The sequence below is a fragment of the Ruminococcus sp. AF20-12LB genome, assembly GCF_003478985.1.
Taxonomy (GTDB): Bacteria; Bacillota; Clostridia; order Lachnospirales; family Lachnospiraceae; genus Blautia_A.
In genome coordinates this window covers 1-14,296 of the sequence record NZ_QUGH01000027.1, presented here as the reverse complement: position 1 = coordinate 14,296, position 14,296 = coordinate 1, and the positions used below count along the sequence as shown (strand labels likewise).

Below are 14,296 nucleotides of genomic sequence, written 5' to 3'. Positions count from 1 at the left end.
GGTGATATATGCTCTAAGTGACTTCTTAATCATGATTTTGTCATGGTTAGTGAAGCAATCACTTAGAGCATTTTTGTTTCAGGAGGTACAGCCATGAGAAATGAAAAAATTACCCCACTGTACGAGCGCCTGAGCCGGGACGATGAGTTACAGGGCGAGAGCAATTCCATATCCAACCAAAAGCAGATGTTAGAGGATTTTGCCCGCCGGAACGGGCTGCCCAACCCTACGCACTTTACCGATGATGGTATCTCCGGCACCCGTTTTGACCGCCCCGGATTTCTGGCGATGATGGAGGAAGTCGAGGCCGGACGGGTGGAGGCCATTGTTATCAAAGACATGAGCCGCCTGGGGCGCGATTATCTGAAAGTCGGCCAGGTCATGGAGATTTTGCGGCAGCGCGGCGTCCGGCTGATCGCCATCAACGACGGTGTGGACAGTCTGAAAGGCGATGACGATTTTACGCCCTTCCGTAACATTATGAATGAATTTTACGCCCGTGATACCAGCCGGAAAATCCGCTCTGTGTTTAAGTCAAAAGGCATGAGTGGCAAGCACCTGACCGGCACTGTGATTTACGGCTACTTATGGGACGAAAAACGGGAGCATTGGCTGGTAGATGAGGAAGCTGCCGAAGTGGTACGCCGTATATTCTCCCTCACGCTGGAGGGATATGGGCCTTACCAGATCGCCTGCAAATTATCCACAGACCGGATTGAAATTCCTGTCGTACACCTTGCCCGCTTCAACGAGGGTGTGAACCGTTCAAAGCCGATCAAAGACCCATATGGATGGGGATCATCTACCATCGTGAACATTTTGAAAAAACGAGAGTATTTAGGGCATACCATCAATTTCAAGACCCGCAAGCACTTTAAGGACAAGAAAAGCCACTATGTTTCTGAGGACGAATGGACGATCTTTGAGAATACCCATGAAGCCATTATCGACCAGCAGACCTTTGATTTGGCGCAGAAAATCCGCAGCAATGTACGGCGTTATCCAAACGGCTGGGGCGAAGCGGCTCCCCTCACAGGCTTGCTCTATTGTGCCGATTGCGGCGGCAAGATGTATGTCCACCGCACCAACAATGGCAAGCGGGTTTCTCAATATACCTGTTCCAATTATACCAAAGTTCCGTGTGGGACACTATGCCCTACACAACACCGTATCAATGAGAGTGCTGTCCTGACATTGGTTTCCGACACGCTCCGGGCTATCGCTGAATATTCGAGAAATGACCGGACGGAATTTATTCACACTGTTCAGGAGACGCAGGTTGCTCAACAGAGTGCCGATATATCGAAAAAGCGCAGGCGTCTGGCTGCTGCCCAAAAGAGAGCCGGAGAACTGGAAAAACTGATTTGCAAAATCTATGAGGACAACGCCCTCGGCAAGCTGCCGGATGCACGATATAAGGCGCTTGATGCACAGTATGCCAAAGAGCAGGATGCACTTGAGATTGAAATTGCGGAGTTGGAAAAGGCTGTTACCGGCTATGAGCAGAGCCAGAAATCAGCGGAGAAATTTATAGCCCTGATTGATAAGTACGAGAATTTTGACACGCTGACAAACACCATGCTCAACGAGTTTGTAGAGAAAATCCTTGTCCACGAACGCGCCCGAAAAGGCAGCCAGGACACTACGCAGGAGGTTGAAATCTACTTCAATTTTGTGGGCCGGTATATCCCGCCCGCCTTGCAGCCGGTTCCACTGACCCCGGAAGAACAAGAAGAACTGCGGAAGAAGGAGGAACGCAAGGACAGGCTTCACCAGAACTACTTACGCCGCAAGGCCAACGGCAAGCAGAAGGAATGGGAAAAACGCTACAACGCCAAACGCAAGGCCCAGGTGGAGGCAGCAAAGGCCACAATCCGGGCCGAGGACATGGAGAAGGGCATTTTTACCACCGTCAGCCAGTTACCCAGGCAGGAGCCGCGCAAGGCCACCGTATCGGCCAGTGCCACAGTTTAACCATTACAGTGCAAAGGAGAATGAACATGAGCGAATTGACTTACACCCGCTGCGGAGATTACTACATCCCTGATCTGAAACTTTCCGAGCAGCCGGAGGCCCCCATCGGCAAGTATGGCCGTATGCGGCAACGCTACCTGAAGGAACACCGGCCCGGCCTTTATAGCAGCTTGATTTTGAGCGAAAAGCTGTACCCGCACCTGTTGGAGATTGATCGGGCGGCGCGGGAGCGGATGGACGCCATGCTGCCCCGCATGATGGAGGCGGCGGGCGTCACCGAGGAACTGAAAGCCCGTGACCCCATGCGCTGGGTGGGGCTGATGAACACATTAACGGCACAGATTGAGGAAATTTTACTCAGGGAACTGATTTGCAGCTGAATGGGAGGTGTGGGAAATGCTGACCTTTGAAAAGGTTCTGGAAGTGTTTCAGGCATATCTGGATGATGACCCTCTGTATGAGGTGGTTCAGACCAGCCACGGTTATACATTGATGGCATGGGAACCCCACCGGAATGACTGGTATAGCGCCGAGATACAGAAAACCCCAGAGGATTTACGGAACGCTTTGCTGGGTACATACGCCAACTTTCTGGAAGATAAAATTACCGGAAACGAGCGTGAACTGACTGTGACAGAAACCAGAGAAATCCAGCAGAGGTGTCAGGAACTTTTGGAAAAGTGCCGGGAACCTTGATATAGAAATGCCAGAAGGAGGCCGCGATTATGCGTCCTCCTTCTGCTTCGCAGTCTGTTCCATTTTGAGCGCCCCGTCTATGGCACCTTCGATAATCGGCAGGTATTCTTCAGGGCAGAGTTTCAGCTTGTGGCTGACCCGTTGCCGCTGTTCGCTTTCTTCCCGCATGATCTCCGGGTTAAAATACCGTTCCACGGGAAGTCCGCAGATCTTAATCAATTGGATCATCACAGGCAGGCTCGGAATTGCACCTTGATTCTCAATGTTGGCAAGATACCGCCATTCAATCCCAACCATTTCCGCCAATGTTTTTCGTGCCAGACGCTTTGCCTCTCGTGCGGCTTTGACATCTGCGCCGAAGGTTTCAAAACCGGGACAATCTTCAACTTTCGCCATATAATATCACCCTGTTACATTGTATAATTCATACTTCGCCTGTGGAATGTCACTGTATGCAGGTTAGTTGAAGTTTATAATTCATATCCCGTTTCTTGCATTGTTCGAAAAAGAGAACTATAATGTACTCTGTGGAGGTGCGAAATGGACTATATGACATTGAAAGAGGCCGCCGAAAAGTGGGGCGTGACACCTCGTAGTGCAAATTATTATTGCGCTGGTGGGCGTATCCCTGGCGCTGTGAATATGGCTGGTGTTTGGCTGATCCCAAAGGACGCGGAAAAGCCGACTGATAGACGCAGAAAGGAGTTTCAACATGAATAATGTTTTAATTATCGAAGATGATAAAGAAATTTGCGTTATGATAAAAGACCATCTGGAAAAGTACAATTATCAAGTCTTCTTCACACTTACTGGTGCAAATGCGATTGAACGTATAAAAGAATTATCCCCAGATTTAATTATTTTAGATTTAATGCTTCCTTTTATCAGTGGAGATGAGTTAATTAGAAATATCAGAAAATTTTCAGACGTACCTGTAATTGTTGTTTCTGCAAAAAGTTTAACATTCAACAAAGTCGAACTGCTACGCTTGGGTGCTGATGACTATTTAACAAAGCCGTTTGATTTGGACGAATTACTAGCGCGAATTGAACGCAATTTGCTAAGAAGTCAAAAAGATACTCCCAATCTTTGTTTGACCTTTGGAGAACTTTCCATTAATACATCTTCAAAGATAGTTACTGTTGCAGACGAAATTATTGTGCTTACAGCAAAAGAGTATCAACTTGTAGAACTACTGGCGAAATATCCTGATAAAGTTTTTTCTAAGCAAAATCTTTATGAAAGTATTTGGCAAGAACCATTTGCAAGGGATAATGATGTCATTAACACACATATAAGTAACTTACGAAAAAAATTAAAGGGCGAAGGCTGCCGAATTAAGACCATATGGGGCTTGGGTTACCGATTTGCAAAGTGAGCTTTAGATAATCTTTAGCTTTACCTTTAGATTATTCAAGGAATTGTCTGCGATACTAAATAACAAGAAAGGAGCTGTGAAAAAATGAACGTAACAGTTTTTGAAGCTATCAACATCACAAAAAAGTATCGCAATACACTAGCCCTAAATCAAGTATCTATGTCTGTAATGCAAGGAGATATTTATGGGTTTATCGGAGAAAACGGTGCCGGTAAAACAACAATGATTCGTTTACTAACCGGACTGGCAGAACCTACTACTGGCAAAATTGCTTTATTCGGTGAAAGCAATAAGAAACTTGCAAAGCAGCGTGAGCGCATTGGCTGTATTATTGAGAGCCCTTCTCTTTATCTTGATATGACAGCCTATGAAAATTTGGAGGTACAACGTTTGCAACGCGGTATTCCAGGAAAAGGTTGCATTGATAATGCTTTAGCATTAGTTGGTTTGAAAGATACCGGAAAGAAAAAAGCAAAAGATTTCTCTTTGGGTATGCGGCAGAGACTAGCTCTCGCAATCGCTTTGCTTGGGAATCCTGAATTTCTCGTACTAGATGAACCAATTAACGGACTAGACCCTACTGGAATTATCGAATTAAGAAACTTACTCAAAAGACTAAATAAAGAACGTGGAATCACTATTTTGATTTCAAGTCACATTCTCACGGAACTTCATCAATTAGCAAATAGATATGGTATCTTACATGAGGGGAAACTTTTACAGGAAATTACCGCTACAGAGTTAGACAAACGCTGCAAAAAGCATCTGTTGTTGCAAGTGAATGATGTAGCTGCTGCTAGTGTTTTATTGGAAAGCAAACTGAATACTTCAAATTTTTCTGTTATGCCAGACAAAAGTATTCATCTATATGATTATGTTGAAAATGCCGGAAAAGTATCAGCGTTGCTAAGTGCAAATAACATTACGATTTATCAGTTAGCACAATCTGGAGATAGTCTTGAAACTTATTACACTAATTTGATAGGAGGGTGCCAAAATGATTAACCATTTTAAAGCTGAATTTTATAAATTGCGTCACTCAAAGATATTGATAACTATATTAGGCGTATGTGCGGCGGTTATAATGGTCTCTTTTGCACTTGGTGACATGACTTTTTTTGGAGCCGGAGATGGAACAGAAAGTGTAATCGGATTTCAAGCTAAGTGTTATCTATCTAGTGAAATACCAACGTTTCAAACTGTTGCCCGCTCATCTCTTGCATATACAGCCTTTTTCTGGATTATTGGCATTTTATTTGCAACCATATTTTTTACAAAAGAATATAATACGGGTACAATCAAATTATCTGTTGCATACGGCACTAAACGAACTATTCTCTACTACACCAAAGCGATTACAATATTGGTGGTGTCTCTGATAACGTATCTGATTTTTGTAGCTACATTTTTCGTTATTGAAATCATACAATCCGGTTACATTCCAACTGCGAGTGAAGTAATAAACCTTTTGGGATGGGCTCTTGCTTGCGGAACGGTTTTATTAGCATTAGAAAGCATTTCTATTTTTTTATGTGTCGTTATTCAAAATACAGGGATTGTAACAGGGATTTGCTGCTTATATGTATTCAGTGGAGCGTCTGTTTACTTAATGCTATGGAGTGATATGGAGACGGTTTCAATACCCTTAAAATTTTTTGTATATGGAAATCCTATGTACTATTGGATGAATTTCAGCTCTTGTCGCACAATGGGTATTATTGAGCATTTACCATTCTATTTCATAGGGTGCATTTCTCTTTTGATTGTTGGCGGTCTTATTATGATTAGAAAAGAAATCAAGTAAAAGGGAGGTAGAATATGGGTTGGGCGATTATGTTTCTTGTTCTGATAGCATTGGTCATTATCCTTTCAATTTCTTTAATTAACTGGAAAATACAGATATATAAAGTAATCGTCCAACTAAATGCTATTCTGAATAGAAAAACGAAAAAGTTAGTTACAGTGTCTTTATCTGATAGGCGGTTAGAGCATTTGGTTGAAATCATAAATCAGATTGTATCAAAAGATAATATTTATCTGGGCGAAATTCAAAAAAAGGAGAATGAATTAAAAGAGAATATTTCTTGCCTTTCTCATGATTTACGGACACCACTAACTTCCATTCGCGGATATTTGCAACTTCTATCAAGTGCGCCTGATGAAAAAAGAGCGGAATATATTTCAGCATTATCCGGAAAAGCATTGAGATTAGAACGTCTCATAGATGACTTTTATCAAATCTCTCTTTTAGAAGCAGGACAATATCCATTTTACTATGAAAAGGTTGAGCTATGCTCATTGCTTACTGAAATCCTGCTAGACAATTATTCGATTTTCAGCGTTAATGGAATTGAACCCCAAATAGAAATACCTAATATGGACATCTATCTTAATGCTGACAGAAAGGCGTGTATTCGCATTATACAAAATCTTATATTCAATGCGGTAACATCCACTACAAATAATGTTGTAATTCAACTAATTAATATCGCAGATTCTGTACAACTCTGTATTAAAAATCCTGTTGCATCTATTCCTACAGAAGAATATTCAAAACTGTTGGAACGCTTTTATGTAGCAGATGTTTCAAGAAGTAATGGTACGTCTGGACAAGGACTTTACATTGTGAAAAAGCTATTACTTATGATGAATTGTACAAATCCAATAATTGAAATACATGACCATAATTTTATGATTACGATTGATTTTTCGCCCTTACTCATAAAGAAATAATCTGCCGGACGACGGCAAAAGAAAAAAAGCCGTCGCAAAGCAGAGGTATTTTCACGCGCCATTTCTAAATTACGGCGGCTTTGATTTTCAGAGCCGCCGCTTCTTTTTGCCTATCGGCAAGTCTACGACGACCCTAACACCGTGTAAATCCACGGCGGCATATAGGAGGATTGCCGCCGTGTCTATGCTTGCCTTTTTTCACAGTACCCATGACCTGCACCAGCTAAAAAAAGCCTGTTCCCAGCAGCGGAGCAATGCGGTCAGAAGTATGCACTATACCATGTAACTAAACAGCAAAATATACTCTATTACGCTCGTATGGCTTTATGCCGTCCGGGCGCTTTTTTGTCCCTGTGGAGCCGGAACATCGGGTCAGCATGGCCCGAACTTTATCCCCGGTGCCGCTCCCCGCCGCCCCATGCAGATTTACCCAAAAAATCTGAATGGAGGAAAGGCAGATGGAAGTTACCATCAATTATAACGGACAAGCTGTGGCCGTGGAGGTCACGCTGGAAGTCTATGAATTTCTTGACCAGGCCGATCATAAAACGGAGAATCTGTTCCATGAACAGCGGCGGCATTGGGATGGCCGGGAGTTTGACGAGTACATCATTACCACCGAGGGTGTAGGGGTCTACGGCGAAACGCCGGAGGAATACCTTTGCCGCATGGAAACGCTGCATGAGCTGATGGCTGTTCTGGACACCTGTACCGAGGCCCAGCGCCGCCGGTTCCTGCTCTATGCGCTTGACGGGCTGAGCCTTGCAGAGATCGGTGTGCTGTGCGGCTGCTCCAAAGTGGCTGTTTATCAAAGTGTGGAGGCGGTCAGAAAAAAATTTATAAATTTCTTTGAGAACAGGCTTAACGAATGACCTGTTTTCTGGCTACCAAGTGAAAGGGATTATTTCCCTTATCTCAGCGAGGGGCGGACAGCGGACGAGCTGTCCGCCTCTCCGATTTTCAGGAGGTAAGCCTATGAAAACAATCAATCTGCGGTGGATGTATCCCCACTACCGGCATGACGAGTTTGTGGATGTTACGGACGAGGTATGGGCAGCGATGTATCAGGCCAAGCGGGAGATGGAGAACTATGAGCGTCGGAAAGTCTACCACCGCGCCTACTACTCTCTGGACGCATACAGCTGGCTGGAAAATTACGCACTGGAACACAGCAGATCGCCGGAAGATATTTTGCTGGAACGAGAAGAAATGACCACCCGCCTATACCTGATTGCAGCTCTGCCGGTGGCTCTGGCTCATGCCACTCCGACACAGGCCCGCCGTGTTCACGCCTACTACATTGCTGGTATCAAGCAGCCGGAAATCTCTCGGATAGAGGGCGTCCACAGCAGCAAGGTCAGCGTTGCCATCCACCGGGGGCTGCGGAATATGCGCCGCTGCTATGATGACCTTTTTCAAACAGAGTGAGGGCGTGCCTATGCAGACCATCAATCTCAAACAATATTATCCATTTTGCAAAGAGGACATTTTTGTGGAGGTGTCCGATGAGATCGTCGAAACGTTTCTTCTGGACAAGAGAGCCGAGGCCACCAGAGATCGCAGGATGTTCCGGTATAAGGCGTTTTATTCCCTCGATTGTAACGATGGAATCGAAAATGCCGCCATCGGCTGGGCGCAGCCATCGCCGGAGGACTACCTGATAGAAAAAGAAGAATTAGCCGAATACGAAGAACTGATACGGCGATTGTATGAAGCCATTTCCTCCCTGCCGCCTATGCAGGCTCGCCGTGTTCACGCCCGCTATATTCTGGATATGAAAGTGAAAGATATTGCCGCAATGGAGGGTATCACGCCATCACAGGCGGGAAAATCCATCCATGCCGCACTGCGGAGGCTGCGCCGGTACTTTGCTCGACAGAAATGGACGGTCAATCTATGAGTATTTTCAAAGAAAAGAGGTGCCTGACATGAACGAAAAAATTACAGCCCACCCCCAAAAAGAAGAACGGGAGAAAGTCCTGAAGGAGATTCGGCAGCTTGAAAACCGAAAGAAGATTTTGGAGAACAAGCAGCGGAATGAAGAACGCAGGGTTCGCACCCGCCGCCTGATTGAGCGTGGGGCCGTTTTGGAGGGCATTTTCCCTCTGGCCCCCGACCTTCCCGGCGTAGAGGTCAAAGCGTTCCTGATTGCCCTGTCCCATCTTCCGGGGGCGGAAGAACTGGCCGCAAAACTGCCGAAATCCGGGGACAAGCCGTAAGTCCCTTGTTTACAAGGGCGCACTTATACACCGTTGCCGGTGTCGTGCGCCCTGCCGGGGGCTGTTGCGCTCTCCGAGCGCGATGGGGCGCTACACTCCCCAAACCCCTTGTGCGCCCCGCGCAGCCAGACACCCGCTTCGCGTCTGTCCGGCTCCACGGAGCCTGAATACCCCTTACCGAAAGGAGGTGCCACCCATAGATTTCTGTCATATCCCCGTCAGCATTATCAAGCGCAGCGCAGGCCGTTCCGCTGTTGCCGCAGCCGCCTACCGCAGCGGAACAAAGCTGACGAATGAATGGGACGGCCTTACCCACGATTACACCCGCAAGGGCGGCGTTGTCCATGCGGAGATCATGCTGCCCGCCCACGCCCCGCCGGAATTTGCAGACCGCTCCACCCTTTGGAACAGTGTGGAGCAGATCGAGAAAGCCAGGGACAGCCAGCTTGCCCGCGAGATCGAAGCAGCCCTGCCCCGTGAACTGTCCGGTGAACAGCAGCTTGCCCTTGTGCGCGCCTATGTGAAGGACAACTTTGTAGACAAAGGAATGTGCGCCGACTTTGCTATCCATGACAAGGGAACCGGCAACCCTCATGTCCATATCATGCTGACGCTCCGGCCTCTGAAAGAAAATGGGCAGTGGGGCGCAAAGTGCCGCAAGGCATACGATCTGGACGAGAATGGACAGCGTATCCCGGATGGGAAAGGCGGCTGGAAAAATCATCGTGAGGATACAACCGATTGGAACGATAAAGGAAATGTGGAGATTTGGCGGGCAGCGTGGGCGGCCTACACCAATCGGGCGCTGGAATCTGCCGGCAGACCGGAACGCATTGACCATCGCAGCTACAAGCGGCAGGGCATTGATAAGATTCCCTCTGTCCATCTGGGGCCAGCCGCCAGCCAAATGGAAAAGCGCGGCATCCGCACCGACAAGAGCGAAGTAAACCGGCAGATCGCCGCCGACAACAAGCTGCTCAAGGAAATCAAGGCCCGCATTACCCGCCTTTACAACTGGTCTAAGGCCGAAGCCGAAAAGCCGGAGGGCCAGCAGCCCAGCATGATTGACTTGTGGGAGGCCCAACAGCAGCTCAAGCAGCCTGACACCCGCACCGGCAAAATCCGAGCTTTGCAGGAGAGCGCCGCCCTGTTCAGCTTTTTGCAGGCAAACGGCATCCAGTCCATGCAGCAGCTCCATGAAAAAATAGCAGATATGAACACCCGCTACTATGACCTGCGGGGAAAAATCGTCAAGGCCGAGCGCCGGATCGCCACCCTTACCGAGCGCGGGGAGATGTGGGAACAGTACAACCAGTACAAGTCCATCCACAAGCAGCTTGCCAAAGTAAAGCCGGAAAAACGGGAACAGTTTGAACAGCGCCACAGCCGGGAACTGATTCTGTATGACGCAGCGACCCGGTATCTGAAAGAACTGAAAGACAGCGGCGAGGCAATCACCCCAAAGGCATGGCAGCGGGAAATTGACCAGCTGGCCGCTGGAAAGCAGACGGACACGCTTGCCATGAAATCCATGCGGGAGGATTTGAAAGCAGTGGAACGGCTCCGCAAAACCGCCGAGCAGCTGTCCAGACAGGAACAGGACAAGTCTCACGACCGGGAGCCGGAGCGGTAAGGGCTACCGCGTTTCACGACATACTTTTGCACACAGAAAAACCGCCGTACAGGTTTCCCCATACGGCGGCAGACTGTTTATTTGCCGAACAAGTCGCTGTGTGTGCCGGTGCGGGCCAGCGTCAGCACCAGCACATCATCCTCGATACGGTAAATGAGCAGCCAGTCCGGGAGAATATGACATTCCCGATGGCCTGCCCAATCGCCGGACAGGTCATGGTCACGGTTTTTATCTGGCAGCGGTTCGCCCATTGCCAGCAACGCTACGACCTGCTCCAGCAGCTCGATCTTCAAGCCACGCTTGATGGCTCGTTTGTAGTCCTTTTTGAAACTGGTCGTGTACTTGACGGTATATTTGGTTTCTTTCATCTTTTCAGGTCAGCAAACAACTCGTCAAGGTCATTATAGCCCTTTACAGACGGGTCTTTTGCAATCCTTTCCGCTTCCAGCATGGCAGCAACCGTTTCTTTGTTCGGCTGTTCCAGCCTTACTTCAAAGGGAATGCCGCCTTCACGAAGCGACTGGCGCACAAAGATGTTAAACGCCGTAGTCAGGTTCATGCCAAGTTCAGTAAACAGTGCGTCCGCCTGTGCTTTCAAATCTGCGTCCATGCGGATACTGATGTTTGTGGTATTTCCAGCCATACGATCAACCCCTTTCTGCTGGCAATTATAGTATATGCCTTTTGCACGAAGAAAACAATACTTTGCACGAATATTTAATAATAAATTCATTCAAGGAGGTTACCTGCTTTGTGAGAGAAATCATTTATGAAGAACGACAAGACTGAACCTATCCCCGTCATGGATTACCGCCAGTACCGCAGAGCGCGGAGGCTGGTGCATGAGTGCTGCAACTACATCGACGGAAATTGTATCGCCCTGGACGATGGGGAGGAATGTGTCTGTGTCCAGTCTATTTCCTACTCCCTGTTGTGCAGGTGGTTTCGGACGGCGGTATTGCCGCAGGATAAGGAACTGGAAACGGCGCTGTTCCACCGGCTGAATGCGAAGAAATGCGCCGTATGCGGGGCGCTGTTTACCCCCGGTTCTAACAGGGCCAAATACTGCCCGGAATGTTCCACTCGCATGAAGCGGATCAACGCCGCAAAGCGCAAGCGGAAACAACGGGAGAAATGTCACGCTTTAGGGGCTGAAAAACCCTTGTAAATCAAGGCTTTTTTCGATGGTGTCAAAGGCAGGCTGATAGATTTATCCTCCGACCCCTAAAACGGCCATAAAATGCGTACAGAATCCCAAGAGAAACCCCAAGGAGGAACCCTATGTCAGACAACCGAAAATATTATTACCTGAAACTCAAAGAAAACTATTTTGACGATGATTCCATCGTGCTGCTGGAAAGTATGCAGGATGGTGTGCTGTATTCCAACATTCTGCTCAAGCTGTATCTGAAATCGCTGAAACATGGCGGACGGCTTCAACTTGACGAGGACATTCCTTACACGGCGCAGATGATCGCCACCATTACCCGCCAGCAGATCGGCACTGTGGAGAGAGCCTTGCAGATCTTTTTGAAGCTGGGTCTTGTGGAAGTGCTGGACAGCGGCACATTCTACATGAGCAACATCGAACTTTTAATCGGCCAGTCCTCTACCGAGGCCGAGCGAAAGCGGGCTGCAAGACTCCAAAACAAGGCTCTTTCTGCGCCTCGGACAAACGGCGGACATTTGTCCGACATTCATCCACCAGAGATAGAGATAGAGATAGAGTTAGAGAAAGAGATAGAGATAAAGAGAGAGATAGAGAAGGGACACCCCGCCCACACCTATGGCCGTTACCAGAATGTTTTCCTGACGGATGAAGAACTGGCAGACTTGCAGGCCAGCTTTCCCACTGTATGGGGCCAGTACATCGAAAAGCTGTCCGAGTACATGGCTTCTACCGGCAAGCGTTATCAGAGCCATGCAGCGACCATCCGGCGCTGGGCCAGTGAGGACGCGAAAAAGGCGGCCCCGCCCACCCGCAACCGGGATTACAGCGTAAAGGAGGATGAAACTGTATGATTGAGATTACCGCAGAAATCCGGGCGCTGATCGACAAGGCAGCCGTCGGTATGGAACTGGCCGGGGACGAGTACATAGACCCGGCAGACGGGCTCATTCACTGTAAGAAATGCGGCGGCCAGAGGCAGACCGTTGTGCCATGCTTCGGGAAATCCGGCTACTTTATGCCGCGCTGCATCTGCCAGTGCCAGCGGGAGGCTGAGGAGCAGCGCAAGGCTGCTGAAGAACGGCAGCGCCGCATGGAGCGTATCAAACGCCGAAAGGCACAGGGCTTGCAAGACCGTTATCTGTACGACTACACATTTTCCAATGACAACGGCCAAAATCCCCTGATGGGCAAGGCCCGCGCCTATGTGGAGAACTGGAAGGAGGCATACAGGAACAACACCGGCCTGCTGTTGTTTGGGGATGTGGGAACCGGCAAGTCCTTTTTCGCCGGTTGTATCGCCAACGCCCTGCTTGACCGGGATGTGCCGGTGCTGATGACGAACTTTCCCACCATCCTGAACCGCCTGACGGGGATGTTCTCTGAGGACAGGGCCGACTTTATCGCCAGCTTTGACGAGTACGACCTGCTTATCATTGACGATTTGGGTGTGGAGCGCAGTACCGAGTATGCGATGGAGCAGATGTTTTTTGTCATTGACAGCCGCTACCGCAGCCGCAGACCCATGATAATCACCACCAACCTGAAGCTGGCCGAACTCAAGAACCCGCCCGACCTGGCCCACGCCCGTATCTATGACCGTATTCTGGAACGGTGTGCGCCGATTCTCTTTGACGGGAAGAATTTCCGGGAAGAAAATGCCGGTGCTACCCGACAGGCAGCAAAAGACATTGTAAACAGTAAGCACGATTGATTTTTTACCGAGCGGCACAGACCCGTTCGGAGAAAGGAGCGCCATGAACAAAGAACCCCGTACTATGCAGTCGGCAGACGCCGCTACTGCGTCCAGAGCGCCGGAAAACACGCCGGCGATGGTAAAGAAAATCGGAAAGACAACCTACAAGGTTCATGTCCATTTCAGCAATACCAGCACAGAAACCATGAGCGATAAAATCAAGCGTATGCTCAAAAATGAAATTCAGCAGATGTGACAGACTGATAAACGAAGCCGTCTTGTGCTAAACTGATGATGGTACGCACCAAAATTTTTGTCAAGGAGGACACGAAAATGCTTTACACAGAAAAAGAGAAACATGAAATTGAGCGAGTAAAGGAAGTCTTTGCGGAACATCTGCGGCAAAGCCCTGATTTTGAACTGCTCTGGTCGGACAAGGTGGGCTATGTCTGGCTGACGATTGGCGTAAATCCAGTCTATGTGGATACCGGTATCAGAATCGAATCAGCCGCCGATCTCTGCGGCAGGTGTTTGGACGATGTAGCTTCGGATGTTCTATATATGACGGGCAACGATCACGCGCTGGAAGCAGCCGATCCGCTGGAATTGGCCGAAATCAAGCGGCGCTGGGAGCCATATATCAACCAGCTGCCAGACTATGCGTATCTCTGCAAAGACCTGCTGAACGGAAAAATGTAATCTATCAAACGAGGTGTCAGGAGCCATACGGTGCTTCTGGCACCTTTTTTGTGGATTTTTTGTGAATTTGATGAAAAAGTCCTTGACAATTTGTCTCTGG

The 14,296-nt window shown here is 48.3% G+C and carries 21 protein-coding genes; 18 read left to right on the top strand and 3 right to left on the bottom strand.

The genetic code is table 11. The features are described from left to right. Window positions 1-93: 93 nt before the first annotated feature. The 3 genes from DWX61_RS18575 to DWX61_RS18565 are packed head-to-tail and all read left to right on the top strand — an operon-like array spanning window position 94 to window position 2,670. Window positions 94-1,974: a recombinase family protein gene (locus DWX61_RS18575; protein WP_118505233.1), complete on the top strand. Its 1,881-nt coding sequence runs from the start codon at window positions 94-96 to the stop codon at window positions 1,972-1,974. 26 nt (window positions 1,975-2,000) lie between these two features. Continuing rightward, window positions 2,001-2,354, top strand: a complete 354-nt coding sequence (locus DWX61_RS18570; protein WP_117949861.1) for a TnpV protein — start codon at window positions 2,001-2,003, stop codon at window positions 2,352-2,354. A 16-nt stretch (window positions 2,355-2,370) separates the two neighbouring features. Beyond that, a complete protein-coding gene (locus DWX61_RS18565; protein ID WP_117949863.1) occupies window positions 2,371-2,670 on the top strand; it encodes a hypothetical protein in 300 nt (99 codons plus the stop codon). A 27-nt stretch (window positions 2,671-2,697) separates the two neighbouring features. Here the strand turns inward: DWX61_RS18565 and DWX61_RS18560 are convergent, their stop codons facing one another. Continuing rightward, window positions 2,698-3,066, bottom strand: coding sequence for a helix-turn-helix transcriptional regulator (locus tag DWX61_RS18560; RefSeq protein WP_002596316.1), 369 nt, complete (start codon window positions 3,064-3,066; stop codon window positions 2,698-2,700). Window positions 3,067-3,210: 144 nt separating this feature from the next. Here DWX61_RS18560 and DWX61_RS18555 point away from each other — a divergent pair, with 144 nt between their 5' ends. The 10 genes from DWX61_RS18555 (at window position 3,211) to mobQ (ending at window position 10,633) form a co-directional block, all read left to right on the top strand. Further along, window positions 3,211-3,390 carry a helix-turn-helix domain-containing protein gene (locus DWX61_RS18555; RefSeq protein WP_117949865.1) on the top strand — a complete coding sequence of 60 codons (180 nt, stop codon included), beginning with the start codon at window positions 3,211-3,213 and terminating at the stop codon, window positions 3,388-3,390. After that, window positions 3,383-4,048: a response regulator transcription factor gene (locus DWX61_RS18550; RefSeq protein ID WP_014081151.1), complete on the top strand. Its 666-nt coding sequence runs from the start codon at window positions 3,383-3,385 to the stop codon at window positions 4,046-4,048. The genes DWX61_RS18555 and DWX61_RS18550 overlap by 8 nt, the downstream gene beginning before the upstream one ends. Before the next feature lie 84 nt (window positions 4,049-4,132). Next, window positions 4,133-5,053: an ATP-binding cassette domain-containing protein gene (locus tag DWX61_RS18545; protein ID WP_015533989.1), complete on the top strand. Its 921-nt coding sequence runs from the start codon at window positions 4,133-4,135 to the stop codon at window positions 5,051-5,053. Beyond that, on the top strand, window positions 5,046-5,852 hold the full coding sequence (locus DWX61_RS18540) for an ABC transporter permease (protein WP_055057437.1): 807 nt from the start codon (window positions 5,046-5,048) through the stop codon (window positions 5,850-5,852). Before DWX61_RS18545 ends, DWX61_RS18540 begins: the two co-directional genes overlap by 8 nt. 14 nt (window positions 5,853-5,866) lie before the next feature. Then, window positions 5,867-6,781, top strand: a complete 915-nt coding sequence (locus DWX61_RS18535; RefSeq protein WP_014081148.1) for a sensor histidine kinase — start codon at window positions 5,867-5,869, stop codon at window positions 6,779-6,781. A 458-nt stretch (window positions 6,782-7,239) separates the two neighbouring features. Further along, window positions 7,240-7,653: an RNA polymerase sigma factor gene (locus DWX61_RS18530; RefSeq protein WP_118012932.1), complete on the top strand. Its 414-nt coding sequence runs from the start codon at window positions 7,240-7,242 to the stop codon at window positions 7,651-7,653. Between the two features lie 103 nt (window positions 7,654-7,756). Beyond that, complete coding sequence (locus tag DWX61_RS18525; RefSeq protein ID WP_117949870.1) at window positions 7,757-8,209, top strand: RNA polymerase subunit sigma-24; 453 nt, start codon at window positions 7,757-7,759, stop codon at window positions 8,207-8,209. 10 nt (window positions 8,210-8,219) lie between these two features. Next, the gene (locus DWX61_RS18520; protein ID WP_117949872.1) at window positions 8,220-8,681 is read left to right on the top strand and encodes an RNA polymerase sigma factor; all 462 of its coding nucleotides are present in this window, start codon (window positions 8,220-8,222) and stop codon (window positions 8,679-8,681) included. Window positions 8,682-8,709: 28 nt separating this feature from the next. After that, the gene (locus tag DWX61_RS18515; RefSeq protein WP_110102431.1) at window positions 8,710-9,000 is read left to right on the top strand and encodes a DUF3847 domain-containing protein; all 291 of its coding nucleotides are present in this window, start codon (window positions 8,710-8,712) and stop codon (window positions 8,998-9,000) included. Window positions 9,001-9,187: 187 nt separating this feature from the next. Next, the gene (gene mobQ, locus DWX61_RS18510; RefSeq protein ID WP_117949874.1) at window positions 9,188-10,633 is read left to right on the top strand and encodes a MobQ family relaxase; all 1,446 of its coding nucleotides are present in this window, start codon (window positions 9,188-9,190) and stop codon (window positions 10,631-10,633) included. 77 nt (window positions 10,634-10,710) lie between these two features. Here the strand turns inward: mobQ and DWX61_RS18505 are convergent, their stop codons facing one another. Continuing rightward, window positions 10,711-11,001: a type II toxin-antitoxin system YafQ family toxin gene (locus tag DWX61_RS18505; RefSeq protein ID WP_118012927.1), complete on the bottom strand. Its 291-nt coding sequence runs from the start codon at window positions 10,999-11,001 to the stop codon at window positions 10,711-10,713. After that, window positions 10,998-11,276 carry a type II toxin-antitoxin system RelB/DinJ family antitoxin gene (locus DWX61_RS18500; RefSeq protein ID WP_005924829.1) on the bottom strand — a complete coding sequence of 93 codons (279 nt, stop codon included), beginning with the start codon at window positions 11,274-11,276 and terminating at the stop codon, window positions 10,998-11,000. Before DWX61_RS18500 ends, DWX61_RS18505 begins: the two co-directional genes overlap by 4 nt. A gap of 126 nt (window positions 11,277-11,402) precedes the next feature. Here DWX61_RS18500 and DWX61_RS18495 point away from each other — a divergent pair, with 126 nt between their 5' ends. The 5 genes from DWX61_RS18495 to DWX61_RS18475 all read left to right on the top strand — a co-directional run bounded on the left by DWX61_RS18495 (window position 11,403) and on the right by DWX61_RS18475 (window position 14,196). Then, a complete protein-coding gene (locus DWX61_RS18495; protein WP_118209249.1) occupies window positions 11,403-11,801 on the top strand; it encodes a cysteine-rich VLP domain-containing protein in 399 nt (132 codons plus the stop codon). 113 nt (window positions 11,802-11,914) lie between these two features. After that, window positions 11,915-12,655 carry a phage replisome organizer N-terminal domain-containing protein gene (locus DWX61_RS18490; RefSeq protein WP_118209248.1) on the top strand — a complete coding sequence of 247 codons (741 nt, stop codon included), beginning with the start codon at window positions 11,915-11,917 and terminating at the stop codon, window positions 12,653-12,655. Continuing rightward, window positions 12,652-13,515 (top strand): ATP-binding protein, encoded by an 864-nt coding sequence (locus DWX61_RS18485; protein ID WP_118203689.1) that lies wholly within the window; start codon window positions 12,652-12,654, stop codon window positions 13,513-13,515. The genes DWX61_RS18490 and DWX61_RS18485 overlap by 4 nt, the downstream gene beginning before the upstream one ends. Window positions 13,516-13,579: 64 nt before the next feature. Further along, window positions 13,580-13,753, top strand: a complete 174-nt coding sequence (locus tag DWX61_RS18480; protein ID WP_442327062.1) for a transposon-encoded TnpW family protein — start codon at window positions 13,580-13,582, stop codon at window positions 13,751-13,753. Window positions 13,754-13,830: 77 nt separating this feature from the next. Then, the gene (locus tag DWX61_RS18475) at window positions 13,831-14,196 is read left to right on the top strand and encodes a hypothetical protein (RefSeq protein ID WP_117950399.1); all 366 of its coding nucleotides are present in this window, start codon (window positions 13,831-13,833) and stop codon (window positions 14,194-14,196) included. Window positions 14,197-14,296: the final 100 nt, after the last annotated feature.